Here is a 16,199-nt window from a genome sequence, read left to right as displayed (position 1 = left end):
GGGGAATGGACATGACTCAGGCAATCGAAACGGAGAAACTGACGCTCTCCTATGGAGATTCGATCATCATAAATGAATTAGATATACAAATTCCTAAAGGTGAGATTACTGTTTTTATCGGAGGAAATGGCTGCGGAAAGTCGACCTTGCTCCGCTCGATCGCAAGACTGCTTAAGCCCAGGGAAGGCTCCATCCTTCTTGAAGGCGAGTCTATTGCAAAGCTGTCAACAAAGGAAGTTGCCCGCAAAATGGCCATTCTTCCCCAATCTCCTTCAGCACCAGAAGGGTTGACGGTCCTGCAGCTTGTAAAACAGGGTAGATATCCCTACCAGACCTGGCTTAAGCAATGGTCAGAGGAGGATGAAAAGAGTGTAACCAATGCGTTAAAAGCGACAGGCATCGATCATCTCAAGGACCGTACAGTCGACTCGTTGTCCGGGGGACAGCGCCAGCGTGCCTGGATCGCGATGACCCTTGCCCAGGATACTGACATCATCCTGTTAGATGAACCGACAACCTATCTGGATATGACACATCAAATTGAAATTCTTGATTTGCTGTACGAATTGAATGAAAATGAAGGCCGGACGATTGTCATGGTTTTACATGACCTGAATCTAGCCTGTAGATATGCACATAACATCGTGGCGATAAAGGACCAGAAAATTTTTGACCAGGGGAAGCCGGAAATTGTCATTAACTGTGGTCTTGTAAAGCATGTTTTCGGAATGAATTGTGAAGTGACGATCGATCCGCTGTTCGGCACACCATTATGCATTCCGCATGGAAAAGGGCGCCGTATCCTTAGAGATAAAGTGGGAGCACCAACATGAGGACTGAACTAACCCAAAATGAAATAGATATTCTTGCGAACTATCGTTTCGTTGTTGCTGAACCTGAAAAGGATGTGCAGATTGATTTCAGGCCTTTCATGGATCCAGCGACGATGGGAGTTTACTTGAAAAGGTTCAATAAAGGGCTAAAAGCACCTGACCTTAAGACGGCAGCATCTGTTTTTATGAAAAGGCATGCTTTTCTCGCAGTCCTCTATTTGTATTCAATGAGCGCTTTTAACAAAAAGCTGGATGTGTCTCCAGAAAATATCATTCTGGCAGACGCCATTAAGGATGGGCTTTGGTTACCTGAGTTTTATCTGAAAAACAAAAGTACCCAAGTGTGTCCTGCTGGACAGCGTGATGAGTGGAGGGCGGAAGCAGTAAGGCATTTGTTTGTGGATAATCTATTTCCGGTTATGGATGCAATCTCGAAATCTGCGAAAATCTCAAAGTTGATTCTATGGGAAAATGTTGCTGTCTATATTTTCTGGCTTTATGAAAAAATCTTAAGCCAAACTGAGGATCATGAGGTGAAAGTGCGGGCGGCAGAAGACTTTTCTTTTCTCGTCGAAAATGCTCCTGGAAAGCTGTTTGGACGCTATAATAACAATCCAATTGCCATATATTACAGTGAACCAGTCTATCAGGAAGAGACGGATTCTTATATCAGAATCCGAAAAACCTGCTGTTTCAGCTACATGCTCAAAGAAAAAGGCAGTTACTGCAAAACCTGTCCGCGAACTTGCGGAATGTAAATAGGGAGTGTGAAAATGGACAAAAATTTTACAGAACAAATCGATGGATTGCTGGAAAAATACACAGAGCTTTTGGTTGGCGAAGGCTCACCTGAAAATATCGAGAAGGTAAAAACATGGATATTGTACAGCCATATCGCCAAGTCGATGCCGCCGCTGGTCAAACACTGGAATGCAGAATATCCGGAAGCCAAGAATCAAATCAAGAACGTAATCGCAGAAGTCAAAGAACTGAATGAGAAGAACCGCCAGAAATAAGGAAGAACCATCTCGGATGAGGTGGTTTTTTGTTTTGTTAGAATACCTCTATTTAGTTTAAGTGTAGAAGCCACAGTGAAAAGGGAAAGAAAGGGAGGAAACAAAAGATTACAAAGCAAAAAGAACCGAGCGTGTTTGCCCGGTTCCAAAGCTGATACAGCGTCATTATTGAAGCTGCTGGCCGCCATATGGGAACTGGTTTGTGTATCCCTGGAATTGCTGGTGTGACTGCTGCAGTTTTTGCGCATCTGCCGCTTCTACTCCATACCAGCCTTTTTTGAACATGAGATTATAGATGCTGCGCTGTGCATTCGCTGTTTCTGTGTAGATGGCAAGTACATCCTGGTAGAGCTGATCGTGGCTTACTTCATTTAGCGCAGTATCATAACCTTGAGTCATGTATTTTTCAGTCGTTAAAATATCATTGATAAAATCACGGTCATTCATCTGCGGTGTTTTTTGGACCTGTGTTTCTGGATTCTGGATTTTTTGTTGATTCTGATTCATCCGCTTTTCCTCCTGTAAAGTTCAGATATTTTGCAGCTTTGTTTATTGCATACCTGGAGTTCCTGAATACGCTTGGTTCTGCGGGCTATTAAGGTGGGTTAGGATTTTTTGGTAATGCTTCTGGTGCATTTGGCCGCACTTTTCGATTTCCATCTTCAGCTCCTGGTCCTGGCACTGCTCTGCAAAGAAATGTGCTTTTTTCATGGCAAGTAAATTCCATGAAAGCATATCAGTTAAATATAAAGAATCTTTAGTTGAAACTACTGAAGGCGGCGTCTGCATGATCCCTTGCTGCTGGCCCTGAAAATTCATGTTTTGCTGCTGCATAATTGACCCTCCTGATTTTTGATAATTCCATCGGATATTATCGTTCCCGAGGCAAAATAAAGTATGCAAGACAAGATTCGTCAAAAAAAACATTTTCCTGCAAAAGTAATATTCAAACTTCTGAAAAAGTGATAAAATGATTTTGCAAAATAGATATATTATGAAGTAATTTTTTTAAAGGACAATGTAATCGTTTTCATTAAGGGGAGGAAAAGCTATGGAACAATTAATGAGGAACTTTTTTCTTTTTTTATCCAAAAATAAGTTTTTTACCAAAATGGCCAAAAAATATGGTCTTCGTTTAGGGGCAAAACGCTTTGTTTCCGGCGAAACGGTCGAGCAGTCAGTGGAAGCGATTAAAGAACTAAACAGCAAGAACCTTGCGGCAACCGTCGATTTCCTTGGCGAATTCGTAGACAATGAAAAAGAAGCCAATGAGAGAGCCGAAAGTTCAATTGCAATGATAAAAGCGATTGGTCGCGAAAAATTGGATGCCCAGTTGAGCGTCAAGATGACTTCGCTTGGCTTTGATATTTCTGAAAACGTAGTTATGAATAATATGCGTAGGATCTTGGACACAGCCAAAGAAAACAATGTTTTTGTGACCATCGATATGGAGGACTATGAACGCTGCCAGAAAACACTCGATATATTCAAACAACTGAAGTCCGAGTACGATAACATCGGTACGGTCATCCAGGCTTATTTATACAGGACTGAAAAGGATATCGAGGAATTGAATCGATATTCCCCTAACCTCCGTCTTGTAAAAGGAGCATACAAAGAGTCGCCAGAAGTGGCTTTCCCAGAGAAGAAGGATGTCGATGAAAACTTTAAGAAAATCATCAAGATGCATCTGCTAAACGGCAACTATACAGCTGTTGCCTCACACGATGACAATATCATTAACTTCACGAAGGAATTCGCGAAGGCAAATAATATCCCGAAAAGCCAGTTCGAGTTCCAGATGCTGTTTGGAATCATGCCAGAAAGGCAGCTCCAACTTGCCGAAGAAGGATACACGATGAGGGTTTATGTCCCATTCGGAACTGACTGGTACGGCTATTTCATGCGCCGCCTTGCAGAACGCCCGGCAAACGTGGCATTTGTATTAAAAGGAATGTTAAAGAAATAAATTAAACAGGCTGACAGATGTCAGCCTGTTTAATTTATTTCATAATAGGAGGTTGTAAAACCCTATTTTGAGAATTATCTAGCTTCAGCGCCTAGCCTCTCGAGACGTTTCGGTCCGCCCAATGAAGTCAAAGAACGACTTCAAAGGTCGGCCCTCCAACGCTTGTCGAGGCTGACCGAGGCGCTTACGCTTTTATTTTTTATACTGGCTATTCTGGCTGTTCTGCTTTCTTTCGCCGCCCTGTCCCATTGACGGGCCAGCATTTCCTTTGACACTTGCTGCGCTGACACCAGCCTTGGACGGATCCTTTTTCATTCTTGCCATGATCATTACCTCCGTGTTTAAAAAGATAAGAGTAACGCTTTTTTATGATGCCCAAGTCTGCTGAAATAAGCATAAGGATTAAAGATTCAAAAAATTTTCTTTTTTCCGCACCTTATTATTGCGGAAATTTTTTAAATATTTTATAGTAGTAAATAACAGAACTCATTTATATGCATATTTTTTTTGGTGCAAAAATGAATGAGTATTCATTCAAAAAGAGTCAAAGGGGGAGACAAATTTGATGCGACAAATTCAAAAGGCAGCGGTGCTTGGTTCAGGTGTCATGGGATCAGGGATTGCCGCACATCTGGCAAACATCGGGATTCCGACATTGCTGCTTGATATTGTACCTCGGGAATTAACGGAACAGGAAAAAGCGAAAGGCCTGACACTTGAAGATAAGCAGGTGCGCAACCGGATCAGTGCAGGAGCACTGCAAAAGTTATTGAAGCAAAAGCCAGCACCTTTGGCCTCCAAAAAGAATCTTGCTCTGATTGAAGCGGGCAACTTCGAAGATGATATGGAAAAACTCAAGGATGTAGACTGGGTAATCGAAGTAGTAGTTGAAAACCTTGATATAAAAAAGAAAGTTTTTACTAATGTAGATAAATACCGCAAGCAGGGAAGCATCATTAGCTCCAACACGTCAGGAATTTCTGTCGAGGCAATGGCGGAAGGGCGTTCCGAAGATTTCAGGAAGCATTTCCTGGGCACGCATTTCTTCAACCCGCCGCGTTATCTGAAGCTGCTTGAAGTGATCCCTACTAAAGATACGGACCCTGAAGTCCTTTCATTCGTGAAGACTTTCGGTGAAGACCAGCTAGGGAAAGGTGTCGTTGAAGCGAAGGATACACCTAACTTCATCGCCAACCGAATTGGTACTTACGGATTGCTGGTAACAGTAAGAGAAATGGTGAAAGGCGGCTACAGTGTTGGTGAAGTTGACTCCGTAACTGGCCCAATGATCGGTCGTCCTAAGAGTGCAACATTCCGCACGCTGGATGTAGTTGGTCTCGATACGTTCGCGCATGTTGCAAAGAACGTGTATGACCAGGTTGAAGGGGAAGAAAAGGAAGTCTTTGAAGTACCTGAGTTCATGAAGAAGATGCTTGAGAACGGCTGGCTTGGCAGCAAGTCAGGACAGGGATTCTTCCTGAAACAGGGCAAGGAAATCCTTGAACTTGATCCACAGACATTGGAATACGGACCACGAAAAAAATTAAAGACAGCGTCTACTGAAATGGCTAAGCAGGAAAAAGGCCTTGCCAATAAAATGAAAGCGCTTGTTTATAGTAAGGACCGTGCAGGAGAGCTTTTATGGAATATTTTCAGCCCTGTGCTGGTTTACTCCGCGGACCTTCTAGGCACAATTGCCGACGATATCGTCGCCGTGGACCGTGCGATGAAGTGGGGATTCGGCTGGGAAATGGGACCTTTCGAAGCATGGGATGCACTGGGTGTCGAAAAAGCAATCAGCAAAATGGAGTCCGAAGGCAAGACTGTTCCTGCATGGGTAAAAGAAATGGTCGAAAAAGGCTTCACTTCTTTCTACAAAGAAGAAGATGGCAGATTGAGCTATTACCACAATGGTGAATACGTAGCTGTAGAAGAAAATCCAAAAGCAATCAACCTGAAGCTTCTGAAAAAGCAAAAGGGTGTCATTAAAAAGAATGGCGGAGCAAGCCTGATCGACCTTGGAGATGGCATCGCATTGCTGGAGTTCCACTCACACAGCAACTCAATCGGACCAGATATCCTTCAGATGATCAACTTCGCGATTGATGAAGTTGAAAAGAACTTTAAGGGTCTTGTAATCGGCAACCAGGGGAAAAACTTCTCAGTTGGTGCGAACCTGGCAATGATCCTGATGGAAGCGCAAGACGATAACATTTGGGATCTTGATATGGTCGTTCGCCAATTCCAGCAGACGACTATGAAAATCAAATATAGCTCCAAGCCAATTGTAGCTGCTCCATTTGGAATGACGCTGGGTGGAGGCGCCGAAATGTGCTTGCCGGCGGCCCATATCCAGGCATCTATGGAAACATATATGGGACTTGTTGAAGCCGGTGTAGGCCTGATTCCTGGCGGCGGCGGAAACAAGGAGCTTTACATCAAGCATCTTGAAGGGCTGCCGAAAGGCGTTGACTTTGACCTTCAAAAGGTTGCGAATAAAGTCTTTGAAACCATCGCGATGGCGAAAGTCTCCACTTCAGGGGAAGAAGCTCGTGAAAATAATTTCTTGAATGAAGCAGATGGCATCAGTGTGAACAGCGATCACTTGTTATATGATGCGAAACAGGCTGCATTGAATTTATATGAAAGCGGTTATAAGGCGCCAGTGAGAAAGAAAGTTCCTGTAACAGGCGAACCGGGATATGCAACCCTGCTGCTTGGCGCTCAAACGATGCAGCTATCAGGTTACATTTCTGAGCATGACTTAAAAATCGCGAAGAAGCTTGCGTATGTCATCGCCGGCGGAAAAGTGCCATACGGAACCGAAGTAGATGAGCAATACCTGCTCGACCTTGAAAGAGAAGCATTCCTAAGCCTTGTGGCAGAACCGAAATCACAGCAGCGCATGCAGCATATGCTCGTAAAAGGCAAGCCGTTGCGCAACTAATAGATTGATAGCTTTAAAGTGAAATATAAAACTAACATCCGAGGAAAGAGAGGGAATGAGATGAGAGAAGCGGTAATCGTAGCCGGAGCCAGGACACCGGTCGGAAAAGCAAAAAAAGGAACTCTTGCTAATGTCCGACCTGACGATCTTGGAGCTCTTGTAGTAAGAGAAACTCTAAAGCGAGCAGGCAATTATGAAGGGAATATTGATGATTTAATCATCGGCTGTGCAATGCCAGAAGCAGAGCAGGGCTTGAATATGGCTCGAAATATTGGTGCACTTGCCGGTCTGTCACATGAAGTGCCGGCGATCACAATCAACCGTTATTGTTCTTCAGGACTGCAGGCGATTGCGAATGCATCGGAAAGAATCATGCTTGGGCATGCAGACACAATCATCGCCGGAGGTGCGGAATCAATGAGCCTGGTGCCAATGATGGGTCATGTCGTTCGCCCGAATTCAAAATTGGCTGAAAGTGCTCCGCAGTATTATATGGGTATGGGCCATACAGCTGAGGAAGTAGCCAAGAAGTACGGCATTTCCCGTGAAGATCAGGATGCTTTTGCAGTAAGAAGCCATCAGCGTGCGGCAAAGGCAATCCAGGAAGGCAAATTCGAGGATGAAATCGTTCCTGTCGATGTAACCCTCCGCACAGTAGGAAAAGACAATAAGCTTGTTGAAAAGACAATCCAATTCAAACAGGATGAGGGTGTACGTCCTGACACGAACATGGAAACACTTGCGAAACTACGCCCGGCCTTCAATATTAAAGGCACAGTAACTGCAGGGAACTCCTCACAGACTAGTGACGGAGCAGCGGCTGTAATGGTAATGGACCGCGAAAAGGCTGAATCTCTTGGATTGAAGCCACTGGCTAAATTCAGGTCATTCGCACTTGGCGGAGTACCGCCTGAAATCATGGGTATCGGTCCCGTTGTAGCGATTCCTAAAGCATTGAAGCTTGCTGGACTGCAAGTTTCCGATATCGGTGTATTCGAACTGAACGAAGCATTCGCTTCGCAATCAATCCAGGTCATCCGTGAGCTGGGCCTTGATGAAGATAAGGTCAACGTCAACGGCGGAGCGATTGCATTGGGCCACCCACTTGGAACAACTGGCGCTAAGCTGACTTTGACAGTGATCCACGAAATGAAACGCAGAAATGAGCAGTTCGGTGTCGTTACAATGTGTATCGGCGGCGGCATGGGTGCAGCTGGAGTATTTGAACTACTATAAAACAATATATGGAGGGGCCTCAGCCCCTCCCCAAAATAGATAGGAGGAACAATAAATGGGTAACCAAACAGAAAAGCTTGTTAAAGGCGGAAGCTTCTTAATCGAGGATGTAACATACGACCATGTTTTCACTCCAGAGGATTACACAGATGAGCACAAGATGATTGCAAAAACAACTGAGGATTTCGTCACGAACGAAGTATTGCCTCAGGTTGAATATATCGAGCAGCACGAGTTTGACCGCACTGTGAAACTATTGAAGGAAGCTGGAGAGCTTGGCCTTCTTGGAGCAGACGTTCCTGAAGAATATGGTGGTTTAAGCCTTGATAAAATCAGCTCAGCTTTGATCGCTGAGAAAATGGCAGTTGCAGGCGGCTTCTCGATCTCCCACGGTGCACACGTAGGAATCGGTTCATTGCCAATCGTGCTTTTCGGTAATGAAGAGCAAAAGCAAAAATACCTTCCTCCATTGGCAACTGGCGAAAAGCTTGCAGCCTACGCACTTACTGAGCCAGGTTCAGGTTCAGACGCACTTGGTGCAAAGACAACAGCTAAGCTGAATGCTGAAGGCACTCACTACGTGCTTAACGGCGAAAAGCAATGGATCACAAACGCTGGCTTTGCCGATGTATTCGTTGTTTATGCAAAGATCGATGGCGAACAATTCACAGCTTTCATCGTTGAAAGAGAATACCCTGGGGTATCCGTAGGCGCAGAAGAAAAGAAAATGGGAATCAAGAGCTCTTCTACGCGTACATTAATTCTTGAGGATGCTCAAGTTCCAGTGGAAAACCTTCTTGGTGAAGCAGGAAAAGGCCATCTGATCGCCTTCAATATCCTGAACATCGGACGTTATAAGTTAGGTGTAGGCGCAACTGGCGGTGCCAAGCAGGCATTCGGTCTGACTGTAAAGTATGCTAACCAGCGCCAGCAGTTTAAAACGCCGATTTCCCAGTTCAATCTTACAAAAGAAAAGCTGGCGACAATGGCTTCAAAAATCTATGCAACAGAAAGCTCTGTATACCGTACAGTAGGCTTGTTCGAAGAAAGAATGAACCAGTTGTCTGATGAAGAAATCAATAACGGTAAAGCAGTAGCTGACTCGATTGCCGAGTACGCGATCGAGTGCTCCATGAACAAAGTATTCGCAACTGAAACTCTCGACTATGTTGTTGATGAAGGTGTTCAGATCCACGGTGGATACGGCTTCATGCAAGAGTATGAAATTGAAAGAGCATACCGTGATTCAAGAATCAATCGTATTTTCGAAGGAACAAACGAAATCAACCGCCTGTTGGTACCGGGAACATTCCTGCGCAAGGCAATGAAGGGCGAGCTTCCATTATTGCAAAAGGCACAGCAGCTTCAGGAAGAGCTAATGATGCTTATGCCTGAAGAGCCAGGCGATGAGCCGTTGGCACAGGAAAAATACCTTGTGAAAAACGCGAAGAAAATCGGCTTGCTTGCAGCTGGCTTGGCAGCTCAGAAGTTCGGCAAAGCATTGGAAAAAGAGCAGGAAATCCTCGTTAATATCGCGGACATCATCTCAAATGCTTATTCAATGGAATCTGCTGTTCTTCGTACCGAGAAAGCAATCGCTAAAGATGGAGTGGAAAAGAGCAAGCAAAAGCTTCTTTACACACAAATCTTCTGCCAGGAAGCATTTAATGAAATCGAGCGTGATGCAAAAGAAACTCTTGTTGCAACAGAAGAGGGAGATGCGCTTCGCATGCTGACTTCAGCATTGCGTAAGTTCACAAGACACACTCCAATCAACGTGATTGCGAAGAAACGTGAAGCAGCTGAAAAGCTGATCGAAGCAGAGCGTTTCATCGTTTAATTAATAAGAATTTTGAACACTTCTCCTGTTTTTTTAGGGAGAAGTGTTTCACTTTTTTGAACACCTTATTAATTCATGCAGGAATTTTGCGAATTATGTTGAATAAAGTAATGGATGCCGAAAATATCGGGGAATTAAACACGGAATGTTAGTATTTTTCTGTCCTATTATGTTACTATCCGATTAGAGGGTTTCATTAATGGGATACTAGCAAAGGGTGGTGAAAAATATGGCAAAGACGTTTTATTGGTACCCTAAATGCGGTACATGCAGGAACGCCAAAAAATGGCTGGACCAGCATGAAGTAAACTATAATGAAGTACATATTGTCGAAAATCCGCCTTCCCAATCCCAGCTTGAAGAAATGCTGGACAAAAGTGGCCTTGATATTAAGAAATTTTTCAATACGAGCGGCCAGAAGTACCGGGAACTGGGGATGAAAGACAAAATCAAGACTGCATCTAAAAGCGAGCTGCTAGAACTGCTTGCATCTGACGGCATGCTCATCAAACGCCCGCTGATAACAGACGGAGAAAAAGTAACTGTAGGCTTCAAAGAGGAAGAATTCGAAAAAGCCTGGCTGTAATTTTGGTCCCATCGATATTAATCGATAGAGATATACAATTGGAGGGATAGTCAATGAATGCACCGAAAGAGTTGCGTTATTCTGAAGAACACGAATGGGTAAAAGTTGAAGGAGAAAAGGTTCGCATCGGAATCACGGATTTCGCTCAATCTGAACTTGGCGACATCGTATTCGTCGAACTGCCAGAAGTAGGCGACGAAATCACTGTTGACCAGCCATTCGGAAGTGTAGAATCCGTAAAAACGGTATCAGAGCTTTATGCACCAGTAAGCGGCAAAGTAGTGGAAATCAACGAAGAGTTAAATGACAGCCCTGAATTTGTTAACGAATCTCCATACGAAAAAGCATGGATGATCACTGTCGAGCTATCTGACAACAGCGAAGTTGAGAAGCTTATGACATCTGAACAATACGAAGACATGATCAAAGAATAAAGCTAACTGACGCCTTGATGCTTTCAAGGCGTTTTCTAATTGGTTAAGGAATTTAAAAAGTTATTGAGTTAGGGTAACTCCATAAAGTTTACTTAATCCAGCTCCAGCGCCTAGCCAGTTTTCATCCCTGAGCGGGCTTCTTCGAGTATCTTGCGAGAAGCGTCAGCTTTGAGCAGCTCGAGTCGCTTCGGTCCGCCCAATGAAGTCAAAGAACGACTTCACTGTCAGGCCCTCCGAGGCACAGGACGTGCCAGACCCGCCAGCCACACAATGTGGCGTTTTAGGCGGGCAGCGCTTGTCGGGTCTGACCAAGGCGCTTGCGCTTTTTGTTCTTCCCCGGCATAAACTCCTTCATTTTACCATCAATTCATTCCCTGAAATCGGACAAGCTAAAAGTAATCAACGATCGAAGAAGGGTGAAAATCATGACACTGAACAAACAAAAACTCGATATAACGGACAGAGTGACAGGAAAGCTTGAAAACGGACAGGTGCAGCTTTACCTGGAAAACGAACACATTGGATCCATAGAGCTTCCAGAAGGACTGCAGATGAAATTGGAGCATCACTTTGAGGCAGAACAGAATAAGATTTACCAGCATGTATCAGTGCCGGATCAATCAGAACCTCGGTATACTGATTGTGATGAAGGCGGCTGGTGTTAAGCAAATCCAAACAGCGGCCAGCGATGACCGCTGTTTTTTTATATCGACAGATGAAAGTTTTCTTTTAAGCATGCTAGCCTAAATTTTTGCAATCTCCATCGAAAACAGTAACAATATAATTAGGAAAGTTACCAGCACAAATGAATTAATAATGTTTATAATGTTGTAAAGTAATTATTTTCTGGTGCATAGGTGGTTATGACGATGGACGAAAATCACAAGGTGATCATAGTAGAGGGTTCGTCAGACAAAAAGAAAGTTCAAGCCGTGCTAAATGAACCGGTCGAAATTATTTGTACGAATGGGACTATTGGTGTTTCAAAGCTTGATGAACTGATTGATTCCCTTTTTGATAAAGATGTATATATCCTCGTGGATGCGGATGCGTCAGGGGAAAAATTGAGAAAGCAATTTAAGAGGGAATTCCCTGAGGCGAACCATTTGTACATTGACAGAATGTACAGGGAAGTGGCGACAGCACCGGAAAATCACCTTGCTACAGTTTTAATTGGAGCAAATATCGACGTTCATGCAGAGTACTTAGAAAAAGGATGACTGTAGATGGAAGAATGGACTAAGGGAGAGATCGAAACCTTCCTGGAGGAAAAACGAACAGGTTACCTATACTTTTACACGCCAATGTGCGGAACATGCCAGGTGGCAAGTAAGATGCTGACGGTTATAGAGCAGCTGTTACCTGATGTGTCTTCAGGGAAAGCCGACTTAAATTACCTGCCTGAAATGGCGGAGCGTTTTGAAATTGAAAGTGTTCCATGTCTGATTTTATTAAAGAAAGGAGAAGAGCAGGAGAAAGTCTATGCTTTTCAGTCCGTTCCTTACCTTTATGAAAAAATTAAAGACTTAAAAATATAAAACGAACGGCTAAGCCGTTTGTTTTTTTTGCTTAAATTGCCGATTCAATCTTAGAACAAAAGGATTTACATATCGTTCCAAAAACATTATTATACTTAGTGTATCGAAATAATCGAGGAGCGAAATATAATGGCTCTATACCAGGAATGGGCGGCACAAATTGAAACCTATAATCGAAACATACGACTTACCTTCGTTGCGAATATTTTTACCCAGGTTGGCCTTGGGATTTTCATGGTCATCTATAACTTTTACATCAGGGAATTAGGCTATAATGAGCTTGTAAACGGAAAGGTTATTGCCATGACCTCGCTGGCAACTGCTCTCATTCTTATTCCGGCAGGCATACTGAGTGATAAAGCAGGCAGGAAAAAGCTGATGCTGTATGGAGCGGTCGGAACAGGATTGATCTTATTTACCCGGAGCATCGTTGAGAGTCAGTCATTATTAATTCTTTTTGCGTTTGGAACAGGCCTCGCTTCAGCATTTATCCAGGTGTCGATTATTCCGTGGCTAGCGGAGAATTCGAAGCCTGAACAGCGTGTGCATTTATTCAGTATCCATTTTGCGGTGATGACGGGTGCCAATGTAATAGGAAGTCTTTTAGGCGGGATTCTCACAGACCTATTCGGAATGATGATCCCGGGACTTGAAAGTATCAGATATACATTGATCATTGGATCGCTCTTGTTTATGGCTGCTCTGATACCGATTATGAAGTTGAATGAAAACCGGCCACCACGCATATCGGCTAGCGATACAAAAGAAAAAACAAAGGGAATTCCCCACAAAGCCAGTTTCAAAATCATACTGCTGTTTGCCGTTGCGCAATTGATGATAGGCTTTGGAGCCGGATTGGTCATTCCATATTTGAACCTATATTTTGCGGATCGGTTCATGGCTTCCAATTCATTGATTGGCTTGGTCATTTCACTAGGACAGGGAGCCACAGCTGTTGCGATGATCATCGGTCCTATGGTGGTTCGCAGACTTGGGGAAGTGAAGGCAGTGGTCGTGTTACAGCTTCTGTCGCTTCCGTTTTTGCTGTTGACAGCGTACACACAGAATTTTTGGCTCGCTGCACTAGGATTTTTATTTCGTCAGGCACTAATGAATGCCGGCAATCCAATCCAGATGTCGTTAATGATGTCGAAGGTTGATGATTCCATGAAGGGTTTGGCAAACTCTGTGAATCAAATGGTGTTTAATCTCGGATGGGCCGTTATGGGACCGGTATCGACTGGGATCGTCTTGAAATACGGTCCCTATTGGGGATATGCAACTGTATTTACCATTACTGCAGGTCTTTACTTAGTAGGATCCACGTATTTCTTCGTAGTTTTCAAAAGTATGGATAAGCCAAAATCCGGCATGATGGAGACAAAACCTGCTTAATTACTGTATTTCTTTGGATATATTTCTCGGGAAATGAAAGACGATGCCGAAATTTCAAACGGTATTGTCTTTTTTTACGTTATTCATATTGTAAATTCAATTATTAATTTGTCGAAGGATTCCAACAGGTTTTTCCCTGATTACAAGGAATATGTATTATAAGGGAGTTGATTGGAATGCGGGAACGAATCGACAGGTTTGCGAATGAAATCCAGAATAAGAAGCATGTTCTGCAACTAGTAAATAAACTGGAATTATGCTTAAAAATTGAAGCAGAGAGTGGTACATTCTACTTGTCTTTCAAGGATGGCAAGGTGGCTTGCCAGGAAACCTGCATGCATACCCGATACACTGCAACGATTTCTGGAAAGGATGCGCTTTTGGATCAATTATTTAATGGAGATCTGAAACTGCGTCAGGGAGTAAAAATGAATTATTTCACAACTGATTGTTCTTTTCGCTCCCAATTGGTTCTGGAATCATTATTTTATCTTGCGAGACCACTTCCTGTATAAAATTTTATCTGAATAATCGAAATATATTGACCGATATATTGCGACGTGATATTATCACTTTAACGCAGTAAAAACGAATTGAATATTCTTATCCAGAGAGGCGGAGGGACTGGCCCTATGAAGCCCGGCAACCGGTTGTGAAACACGGTGCTAATTCCAGCAGAGTTTTTTGCTCTGAAAAGATAAGGAGAGATGATAAATGACCCTCTTCTTAGGAAGAGGGTTTTTTGTTTCAGTTTTTCAAGGAAAATATTTTGATTGGAGAGATGGAGATGGCTAATGAGCAAAAAAACTACAGAATTGAAACGCTGGGGGTACATGGTGGTCAGTCACCAGATCCGGTAACAGGCGCGAGGGCAGTTCCTATTTATTCGAGCAATGCGTTCCAATTTGAAAACACAGAACATGCAGCGGATTTATTTGCGCTTAAGGAAGCGGGCTATATTTACTCACGGATACATAATCCGACAGTTACTGCCCTGGAAGAAAAAGTGGCTCTTCTTGAGGGCGGTATAGGTGCTCTTGCGTTATCCAGTGGGATGTCTGCCATCACGATGGCGATCCTGAACATTGCGCATGCGGGTGATGAAATTGTTGCTGCATCTAATCTATATGGAGGTACTTACAATTTATTTGCTGTAACACTGCCGAAGTATGGAATAAAAGTTCATCTAGTTGATCCAGCTGATCCTGAGAATTTTAGAAAGGCGATCACTCCGAAAACAAAAGCAGTCTACGCAGAAACAATCGGTAATCCAAGTCTCAGAGTATTGGACATTGAAGCTGTAGCGGAAGTTGCCCATGAAGCAGGTCTTCCGCTAATCATCGATAATACATTTGCAACCCCTTATCTTTGCCGGCCAATTGAACATGGCGCCGATATCGTTGTCCACTCAGCTACCAAGTGGCTATTAGGAAATGGTACAGTCATGGGCGGAATCATTGTGGATGGAGGAAAGTTCGATTGGAAGTCGCCTAAGTTCCCGGGCTTCAATGAGCCGGACTCTAGTTACCATGATCTTGTCTATAGTGAGGCAATCGGAGCTGCCGCATTTATCGTAAAGGCAAGAGTCCAGCTGTTGCGTGACCTTGGACCGGCGATCAGTCCTCAGAGTGCATTCCAATTCAATCTTGGAATAGAGACATTACATGTCCGCATGAAGGAGCATGTTGCCAATACACGCAAAATCGTAGATTATCTTGATTCGCATCCTGCCGTTACCTGGGTCAGCTATCCTGGCCATGAATCTCATCCTGATAAAGAACTCGCAGATCGATATCTTCCAAAGGGAGCAGGGGCAGTTGTTATTTTTGGGATTGAAGGTGGCAGGGAAGCCGGTGCAAAGCTGATTAACTCATTAGAACTATGGTCCCATGTCGCGAATGTCGGTGACGCGAAGAGCCTGATCATCCATCCTGCAAGTACAACACACCAGCAGCTGGATTCAGACGGTCTTAAAGCAGCAGGAGTTCCTGAAGATTTAATCCGCCTTTCCGTCGGGATTGAAAATGTCGAGGATATCATCGAGGATTTGGAGCAGGCAATTGAAAAGGCGACTGGAGTGCCAGGAATACCAGCTAGAGCTTAATATCCACAAACTTCCATAAAGTATTTGAAAATAATTTTATTGACACTCTTTTTTACTCCGTGCTACAATCACACTCGTAACTTAAAACCGGTTAGATAATTTAATAGCGTGCTCTTATCAAGAGAGGTGGAGGGAAGTGCCCTATGAAACCCGGCAACCGTCAGTAAGCAATGCTTGCTGAAATGGTGCCAATTCACACAAAGCGGATCGCTTTGGCAGATGAGAGAAAGGAATCTACTATGACTATGCCTTTCTGCTCACTTGCAGGAAGGCTTTTATTTTGCCCTTTTCGAAAAAATGC

At 43.7% G+C, this 16,199-nt stretch carries 18 protein-coding genes and 2 riboswitches; of the genes, 15 read left to right on the top strand and 3 right to left on the bottom strand.

Going from position 1 to position 16,199, the window contains the following annotated elements:
• Positions 1-11 precede the first annotated feature (11 nt).
• From AC0VX7_RS20895 to AC0VX7_RS20885, 3 genes are read left to right on the top strand one after another with little or no spacing between them, the layout of a single operon-like run.
• Entirely contained in the window at positions 12-833 is an 822-nt protein-coding gene (locus AC0VX7_RS20895; protein WP_475428215.1) for an ABC transporter ATP-binding protein, read from the top strand.
• Positions 830-1,591, top strand: coding sequence for an IucA/IucC family C-terminal-domain containing protein (locus tag AC0VX7_RS20890; RefSeq protein WP_475425727.1), 762 nt, complete (start codon positions 830-832; stop codon positions 1,589-1,591). The genes AC0VX7_RS20895 and AC0VX7_RS20890 overlap by 4 nt, the downstream gene beginning before the upstream one ends.
• Before the next feature lie 15 nt (positions 1,592-1,606).
• Positions 1,607-1,849, top strand: a complete 243-nt coding sequence (locus AC0VX7_RS20885; RefSeq protein WP_475425726.1) for a YusU family protein — start codon at positions 1,607-1,609, stop codon at positions 1,847-1,849.
• Positions 1,850-2,014: 165 nt separating this feature from the next.
• On the opposite strand, the gene AC0VX7_RS20880 is transcribed toward AC0VX7_RS20885, so the two are convergent.
• Both AC0VX7_RS20880 and AC0VX7_RS20875 read right to left on the bottom strand, forming a co-directional pair.
• Positions 2,015-2,356: a spore coat protein gene (locus tag AC0VX7_RS20880; RefSeq protein ID WP_475425725.1), complete on the bottom strand. Its 342-nt coding sequence runs from the start codon at positions 2,354-2,356 to the stop codon at positions 2,015-2,017.
• Positions 2,357-2,398: 42 nt separating this feature from the next.
• Positions 2,399-2,683 carry a hypothetical protein gene (locus AC0VX7_RS20875; protein ID WP_215030363.1) on the bottom strand — a complete coding sequence of 95 codons (285 nt, stop codon included), beginning with the start codon at positions 2,681-2,683 and terminating at the stop codon, positions 2,399-2,401.
• A gap of 217 nt (positions 2,684-2,900) precedes the next feature.
• Here AC0VX7_RS20875 and AC0VX7_RS20870 point away from each other — a divergent pair, with 217 nt between their 5' ends.
• Positions 2,901-3,818, top strand: a complete 918-nt coding sequence (locus AC0VX7_RS20870; protein ID WP_475425724.1) for a proline dehydrogenase family protein — start codon at positions 2,901-2,903, stop codon at positions 3,816-3,818.
• A gap of 192 nt (positions 3,819-4,010) precedes the next feature.
• Here the strand turns inward: AC0VX7_RS20870 and AC0VX7_RS20865 are convergent, their stop codons facing one another.
• The gene (locus tag AC0VX7_RS20865) at positions 4,011-4,142 is read right to left on the bottom strand and encodes a YuzL family protein (RefSeq protein WP_023626545.1); all 132 of its coding nucleotides are present in this window, start codon (positions 4,140-4,142) and stop codon (positions 4,011-4,013) included.
• 238 nt (positions 4,143-4,380) lie between these two features.
• Between AC0VX7_RS20865 and AC0VX7_RS20860 the strand changes: the two genes are divergently transcribed.
• The 11 genes from AC0VX7_RS20860 (at position 4,381) to AC0VX7_RS20810 (ending at position 15,898) form a co-directional block, all read left to right on the top strand.
• Positions 4,381-6,765: a 3-hydroxyacyl-CoA dehydrogenase/enoyl-CoA hydratase family protein gene (locus AC0VX7_RS20860; protein WP_475425723.1), complete on the top strand. Its 2,385-nt coding sequence runs from the start codon at positions 4,381-4,383 to the stop codon at positions 6,763-6,765.
• Between the two features lie 60 nt (positions 6,766-6,825).
• Positions 6,826-8,001 carry an acetyl-CoA C-acetyltransferase gene (locus AC0VX7_RS20855; protein WP_192470117.1) on the top strand — a complete coding sequence of 392 codons (1,176 nt, stop codon included), beginning with the start codon at positions 6,826-6,828 and terminating at the stop codon, positions 7,999-8,001.
• A gap of 55 nt (positions 8,002-8,056) precedes the next feature.
• Positions 8,057-9,841, top strand: coding sequence for an acyl-CoA dehydrogenase family protein (locus AC0VX7_RS20850; protein WP_475425722.1), 1,785 nt, complete (start codon positions 8,057-8,059; stop codon positions 9,839-9,841).
• Positions 9,842-10,070: 229 nt separating this feature from the next.
• Complete coding sequence (locus tag AC0VX7_RS20845) at positions 10,071-10,427, top strand: arsenate reductase family protein (RefSeq protein ID WP_215030375.1); 357 nt, start codon at positions 10,071-10,073, stop codon at positions 10,425-10,427.
• Positions 10,428-10,480: 53 nt separating this feature from the next.
• A complete protein-coding gene (gene gcvH / locus AC0VX7_RS20840) occupies positions 10,481-10,861 on the top strand; it encodes a glycine cleavage system protein GcvH (RefSeq protein WP_214776242.1) in 381 nt (126 codons plus the stop codon).
• A 425-nt stretch (positions 10,862-11,286) separates the two neighbouring features.
• Positions 11,287-11,526: a YusG family protein gene (locus tag AC0VX7_RS20835; protein ID WP_475425721.1), complete on the top strand. Its 240-nt coding sequence runs from the start codon at positions 11,287-11,289 to the stop codon at positions 11,524-11,526.
• Positions 11,527-11,724: 198 nt separating this feature from the next.
• A complete protein-coding gene (locus AC0VX7_RS20830) occupies positions 11,725-12,081 on the top strand; it encodes a toprim domain-containing protein (protein WP_192470121.1) in 357 nt (118 codons plus the stop codon).
• Positions 12,082-12,087: 6 nt separating this feature from the next.
• Complete coding sequence (locus AC0VX7_RS20825; protein WP_475425720.1) at positions 12,088-12,399, top strand: thioredoxin family protein; 312 nt, start codon at positions 12,088-12,090, stop codon at positions 12,397-12,399.
• A 129-nt stretch (positions 12,400-12,528) separates the two neighbouring features.
• On the top strand, positions 12,529-13,794 hold the full coding sequence (locus AC0VX7_RS20820; protein WP_475425719.1) for an MFS transporter: 1,266 nt from the start codon (positions 12,529-12,531) through the stop codon (positions 13,792-13,794).
• 176 nt (positions 13,795-13,970) lie between these two features.
• Positions 13,971-14,309 (top strand): SCP2 sterol-binding domain-containing protein, encoded by a 339-nt coding sequence (locus AC0VX7_RS20815; RefSeq protein ID WP_475425718.1) that lies wholly within the window; start codon positions 13,971-13,973, stop codon positions 14,307-14,309.
• Positions 14,310-14,394: 85 nt separating this feature from the next.
• Positions 14,395-14,498, top strand: a riboswitch (SAM riboswitch).
• Between the two features lie 83 nt (positions 14,499-14,581).
• Positions 14,582-15,898, top strand: coding sequence for an O-acetylhomoserine aminocarboxypropyltransferase/cysteine synthase family protein (locus AC0VX7_RS20810; RefSeq protein ID WP_475425717.1), 1,317 nt, complete (start codon positions 14,582-14,584; stop codon positions 15,896-15,898).
• Between the two features lie 111 nt (positions 15,899-16,009).
• Positions 16,010-16,124: riboswitch (SAM riboswitch) on the top strand.
• The last annotated feature ends 75 nt before the right edge of the window (positions 16,125-16,199 follow it).

This window comes from Mesobacillus sp. QJM3NY_10 (assembly GCF_056173465.1).
The sequence above is the reverse complement of the archived record's forward strand: the minus strand, read 5'-3'. Positions and strand labels throughout refer to the sequence as shown.